Genomic DNA, 4,922 nt, shown 5'->3' on the forward strand with positions numbered 1-4,922 from the left:
CCGCGACCAGGGCCAGGACGTGCTGTTCTTCGTCGACAACATCTTCCGCTTCACCCAGGCCGGCTCGGAAGTGTCGGCGCTGCTCGGCCGCATTCCGAGCGCCGTGGGTTATCAGCCGACGCTCGCCACCGACATGGGCGCGCTGCAGGAGCGCATCACCACCACCAACAAGGGTTCGATCACCTCGGTGCAGGCCATCTACGTGCCGGCCGACGACTTGACCGACCCGGCGCCGGCCACATCCTTCGCCCACCTCGACGCCACTACGGTGCTCAACCGCGCCATTTCGGAAAAAGGCATCTATCCGGCGGTGGACCCGTTGGACTCCACCTCGCGCATGCTCTCGCCGCTGATCGTCGGCGAGGAGCACTACCAGACCGCGCGCACGGTGCAGCAGGTGCTGCAACGCTACAAGTCGCTGCAGGACATCATCGCCATTCTCGGCATGGACGAACTGTCGGAAGAAGACAAGCTCACGGTCGCCCGCGCCCGCAAGGTCGAGCGCTTCCTGTCGCAGCCGTTCCACGTCGCCGAGGTGTTCACCGGCTCGCCGGGCAAGTTCGTCGATCTCGCCGACACCATCAAGGGCTTCCGCGATCTTTGCCAGGGCAAATACGACCATCTGCCGGAAGCGGCGTTCTACATGGTCGGCACCATCGAGGAAGCCGTCGAGAAGGGCAAGAAGCTGGCGGCCGAAGCGGCTTAAGCTAACAGAAGATCGCGCTGCAAGGTTTGCGGCGACCGCCTCTCCCGCTTGCGGGGGAGGATTGGGGAGGGGGTCTAAACCTCCTCTGCATGAAAGAGAGCCCCACCCGACCGCTTCGCCGGTCGACCTCCCCCGCAAGCGGGAGAGGTGAAGAAAGAGACCGTGTGCCATGGCCACCTTCCATTTCGATCTCGTCTCGCCGGAGAAACTGGCTTTTTCCGGCGAAGTCGATCAGGTCGACGTCCCCGGCGTCGAGGGCGACTTCGGCGTCCTCGCCGGCCACGCGCCCGTCGTTGCAGCGATTCGTCCCGGGATCCTGACCGTCACCGCTGGCGGCACCCAGCAGAAGATCATCGTGCTCGGCGGTCTGGCCGAGGTCTCGGAAAAAGGTCTGACCGTGCTCGCCGACGTGGCGACCTCGATCGATGAACTCGATCGCGCCCAGTTCGCGGATACGATCGCGGGCATGGAAGCCAAGCTGGCGGAAAAAGAAGGTTCCGAACTCGACAAGGCGATCGAGCGGCTGGATCATTTCAAGAGCATTCAGAGCCAGCTCCACACCACGGCGTTGCATTGAGCGAAAAGCCCTTCCGCTTCTGATGGAATCAGAAGCGGGGCTCGATGATATTGATGTGACGCGTTTTCTTGACGCGAACCGGCATCAGCTTCGCTCGAAAAAACGATATGGGCATCAACTCCGGTTGAGACCCGCGTAACCAGCTAATCGCCCGAGAGGCGCGCGAATTCCCTGACCACCCGCTCGTAGACCGGGCGCTTGAAAGGCACGATGAGCCGGGTCAGGTTCTGCATCGGCTCCCAGCGCCAGGCGATAAACTCCGGTTTGTGGCCATCGCCCGGATTGGCGACGTCGATCTCGTTGTCGCTGCCGGTGAAGCGCATAGCGTACCACTTCTGGCGCTGGCCGCGATAACGCCCCTTCCAGGCCCGTCCGGCCACGGTGCGCGGGATGTCATAGATCAGCCAGTCGGATACCTCGGCGAGCTTCTCGACCGAACGGACGCTGGTCTCTTCATAAAGTTCGCGTTTCGCCGCAAGCCACGTATCCTCGCCGGGATCGACGCCGCCCTGCGGCATCTGCCAGACATGACTGTCGTCAACATGCTCGACGCCGCCGGCGCGGCGACCGATGAAAACGAGTCCGCTCTCGTTGATCAGCATCATTCCGACGCACGTGCGGTAGGGTAGATCGTCGTAGCGCGCCATTCCGTCAATGCCTTTCGCGTCTCCCGCTGTGAAAGCGGTGGGACGCGGATTCGAAGATCAACTCGATTTTGATTTCAGCATCGCGGTTGTCAATGGCACCAGCATCACGCCGCGGCTTTCGAGAGCCTTGGTCCAGGCACCGATCCGGTCGATGGAAACCGGAAGCGCCGAAGCCATGCCGATCGCGGTTCCCCGCTCCTTCGCCAGGTCTTCGAGCCGTGTGAGCGCCTTGTCGATCTCCACCGATGTCGGAACGGAATCAATGGTCAGATCGGCTTTGGCGAACGGCATGGCCTGCCCCTCCGCGAGCTGAGCCGCGACGCTCCTCGGGGTGGAACCGTCGTCGAGATAGCCAAGTCCGCGCTTGGCTGCCTCGTGAATGATCGGCTGCATGACGGCGTTGGCGGCGACAAAACGGGAACCCATGAAATTGGCGAGACCGACATATCCCTGAAAGCGGCTGAGGTGCCAATAGAGGCGATCGATATTCTGTTCAGTGCCGAGCGACGTCAGCAGGGTCTGCGGTCCAGGATCGTTGTCGGGATAGTCATAAGGCTCCATGGGGACTTCCAGCAGAACCTCGTGACGTTGCGCGCGCGCCCGCTCCACCAGCTTGACCGGATCGGACCCGTACGGCGTGAATCCAAGCGTCACGGCGGGCGGCAATTTCATGATGGCGTCGATGGTTTTGGCCGCGCCGACCCCGAGACCACCGACCACGATGGCGACCACCGGCATCGTGGCCGCCTTGGCTCGATCCGCATCGGTGCCCATCGCATAGGCCTTGAACGGCTTCGAGCCATCAGCGGCGACAACCGGTATCATTCCGTAACGCGACTTCTCCAGCAGGCGCGGATCGATCCCGGCCATCGTCGCCGGCGCAATCTCGCCGCCGGCCATGGCGGAATCCCCGCCCGCAACCACGACGTTCTGACGCGCGCCGCTGGAGCCGTCGATAATGGTGATGGTCTTCTGACCGGCCTCGGGTTGGGGGTTCGCAGCGGCAGTCGCACTGGCCGGCTTCGATGCAGGCGGGACCGCCGCAGGCTTGTCCTCCGGCGTTGCGGGTTGCCGGATCGCCACCCGCGCCGTGGGTTCGCCGCCGAGCGGATCGTGGTTGAAAAGCGCAAACCCCAGGAAGGCGGCAAGGATCAATCCCAGCAGGACCGCGGTAGCCTGCGGCAGCGTGAAGGGAAGCCGCAATCTGCGCCTGGGTGCCGAGTTCTGTCCGAGCGGCGCGCTGAGATCGTCCGTCGTGTCGGCCATGAAGCTCCCCGAATCATCCGATTCGACGATACCATGGACGGCGCCACGGGCGGCAGGCTGCATCGTGCATACCCGGGGCTATCGGCCCCGGTGTGGAGGAAACGGGCATTCGGGGAATGTCCGCTTCCGCAAATCCGGCTTATTGGGCGTCAGTTCGCGGCCTTGTCCGCCGGCTTCTCGATCGCCGCCTTGTCGCGGGAAGCCTGCGACGAGGCGTTGATCTTGATGCCGTGCAAAAGGTCATCGGCCATCTTGAGCGCCTTGTCGTTCTTGGCGTCCGGCGGCACATAGGATTGCGAACCGGTCTTCTCGTCGGTGCCGTTCCGCAGATGACCGCGCAGCGAGGCTTCGCCCTTGGTATCGGTCCGCGACTTCAGTTCGTCGGGTACATCCTGAAGCACCTCGATATCCGGAACGATGCCCTTGGCCTGAATCGAGCGGCCCGAAGGCGTGTAATAGCGCGCCGTGGTCAGCCGCAGCGCGCCGTTGCCCGAACCGAGCGGAATGATGGTCTGCACGGAGCCCTTGCCGAACGAGCGGGTGCCGATCAGCGTCGCCCGCTTGTGGTCCTGCAACGCACCGGCAACGATTTCGGAAGCCGATGCGGACCCGCCGTTGATCAGAACGACCACTGGCTTGCCCTTGGTGAGGTCACCGGGATGCGCACTGCGGCGCTGGGTTTCTTCGGCGTTGCGGCCGCGCGTCGACACGATCTCGCCACGATCGAGGAAGGTGTCGGACACGGTAACCGCTTCTTCGAGCAAACCGCCGGGGTTGTTGCGCAGATCGATGATGTAGCCCTTGAGCTTGTCGCCGATCTGGCTGCGAAGGTCGGCTATCGATTTCTTGAGGCCTTCGGTGGTCTGCTCGTTGAAGGTGGTGATGCGAACATAGGCGATGTCATCGGCCTCGACGTGAGAGCGCACCGAGCGGACGCGGATGTTGTCGCGCACCAGCGTCACATCGATCGGATTGTCCTGGCCCTTGCGGATGATCTTCAGCTTGATCTTGGTGCCGATCGGACCGCGCATCTTGTCGACGGCCTGATTGAGGGTCAGCCCCTGCACCGCCTCGTCGTCCAGATTGGTGATGACGTCGTTCGCCAGGATTCCCGCCTTGGACGCCGGCGTATCGTCGATCGGCGAGACCACCTTGACCAGGCCGTCTTCCATCGTGACCTCGATGCCGAGGCCGCCGAACTCGCCGCGCGTCTGCACCTGCATATCGCGGAAACTCTTGGCATCCATGTAGCTCGAATGCGGATCGAGGCCCGACAGCATGCCGCTAACGGCCGATTCGATCAGCTTGCTGTCGTCGGGCTTCTCGACATAGTCGCTGCGGACCCGCTCGAACACATCTCCGAACAGGTTGAGTTGGCGATAGGTATCCGAGGTCGCGGCTCGCGCGCTCGATCCCATCAGCACCGAGCGCGGCTGCGTCACGAACAGCGTCAGCGCCGCACCCGCGGCAGCGCTGAGAAGAATAAGGGAAGCCTTGCGCATCATCCGCGAACCTTTTGGTCGTTATTTGCGGCCCACCATGGGCCTGGATCAATCGGAGTGCCGTCCTTACGGAACTCGATATAGAGAACGGGCTGACTCGGGTTTGCCGCGAGAATCGAGGCGACGCGGGAGGTCGATCCCATTGTCGCTACCGGCTCTCCGGTCAACACGAACTGGCCGATGTTAACCGAAATACGCTCCATCCCGGCGATGAGGACATGATA

5 protein-coding genes and 1 pseudogene are annotated in these 4,922 nt (G+C 63.0%); 2 read left to right on the forward strand and 4 right to left on the reverse strand.

The genetic code is table 11. The features are described 5' to 3' along the window. Positions 1 to 706, forward strand: a pseudogene (locus BGN91_RS10715) (F0F1 ATP synthase subunit beta); the annotation flags it as partial. Between the two features lie 169 nt (positions 707 to 875). Further along, the gene (locus BGN91_RS10720; protein WP_292612960.1) at positions 876 to 1,283 is read left to right on the forward strand and encodes a F0F1 ATP synthase subunit epsilon; all 408 of its coding nucleotides are present in this window, start codon (positions 876 to 878) and stop codon (positions 1,281 to 1,283) included. 143 nt (positions 1,284 to 1,426) lie between these two features. On the opposite strand, the gene BGN91_RS10725 is transcribed toward BGN91_RS10720, so the two are convergent. From BGN91_RS10725 to BGN91_RS10740, 4 genes are all read right to left on the reverse strand, one after another. Beyond that, a complete protein-coding gene (locus tag BGN91_RS10725) occupies positions 1,427 to 1,930 on the reverse strand; it encodes an RNA pyrophosphohydrolase (RefSeq protein WP_292612962.1) in 504 nt (167 codons plus the stop codon). A 57-nt stretch (positions 1,931 to 1,987) separates the two neighbouring features. Beyond that, on the reverse strand, positions 1,988 to 3,196 hold the full coding sequence (locus tag BGN91_RS10730; RefSeq protein ID WP_292612964.1) for a divergent polysaccharide deacetylase family protein: 1,209 nt from the start codon (positions 3,194 to 3,196) through the stop codon (positions 1,988 to 1,990). A gap of 149 nt (positions 3,197 to 3,345) precedes the next feature. Further along, entirely contained in the window at positions 3,346 to 4,701 is a 1,356-nt protein-coding gene (locus BGN91_RS10735; RefSeq protein ID WP_292612966.1) for a S41 family peptidase, read from the reverse strand. Beyond that, on the reverse strand, positions 4,698 to 4,922 hold a 225-nt coding region (locus tag BGN91_RS10740; RefSeq protein ID WP_292612968.1), incomplete at its 5' end, for a peptidoglycan DD-metalloendopeptidase family protein. The genes BGN91_RS10735 and BGN91_RS10740, both read right to left, overlap by 4 nt.

It is taken from the genome of Nitrobacter sp. 62-13 (genome assembly GCF_001896955.1).
Taxonomy (GTDB): Bacteria; Pseudomonadota; Alphaproteobacteria; order Rhizobiales; family Xanthobacteraceae; genus Nitrobacter.

Excerpts from the sequence above, each read along its gene's own strand:
- BGN91_RS10720 (WP_292612960.1), top strand. The coding sequence starts at position 876 with ATGGCCACCTTCCATTTCGATCTCGTCTCGCCGGAGAAACTGGCTTTT.
- BGN91_RS10725 (WP_292612962.1), bottom strand. The coding sequence starts at position 1,930 with ATGGCGCGCTACGACGATCTACCCTACCGCACGTGCGTCGGAATGATG.
- BGN91_RS10730 (WP_292612964.1), bottom strand. The coding sequence starts at position 3,196 with ATGGCCGACACGACGGACGATCTCAGCGCGCCGCTCGGACAGAACTCG.
- BGN91_RS10735 (WP_292612966.1), bottom strand. The coding sequence starts at position 4,701 with ATGATGCGCAAGGCTTCCCTTATTCTTCTCAGCGCTGCCGCGGGTGCG.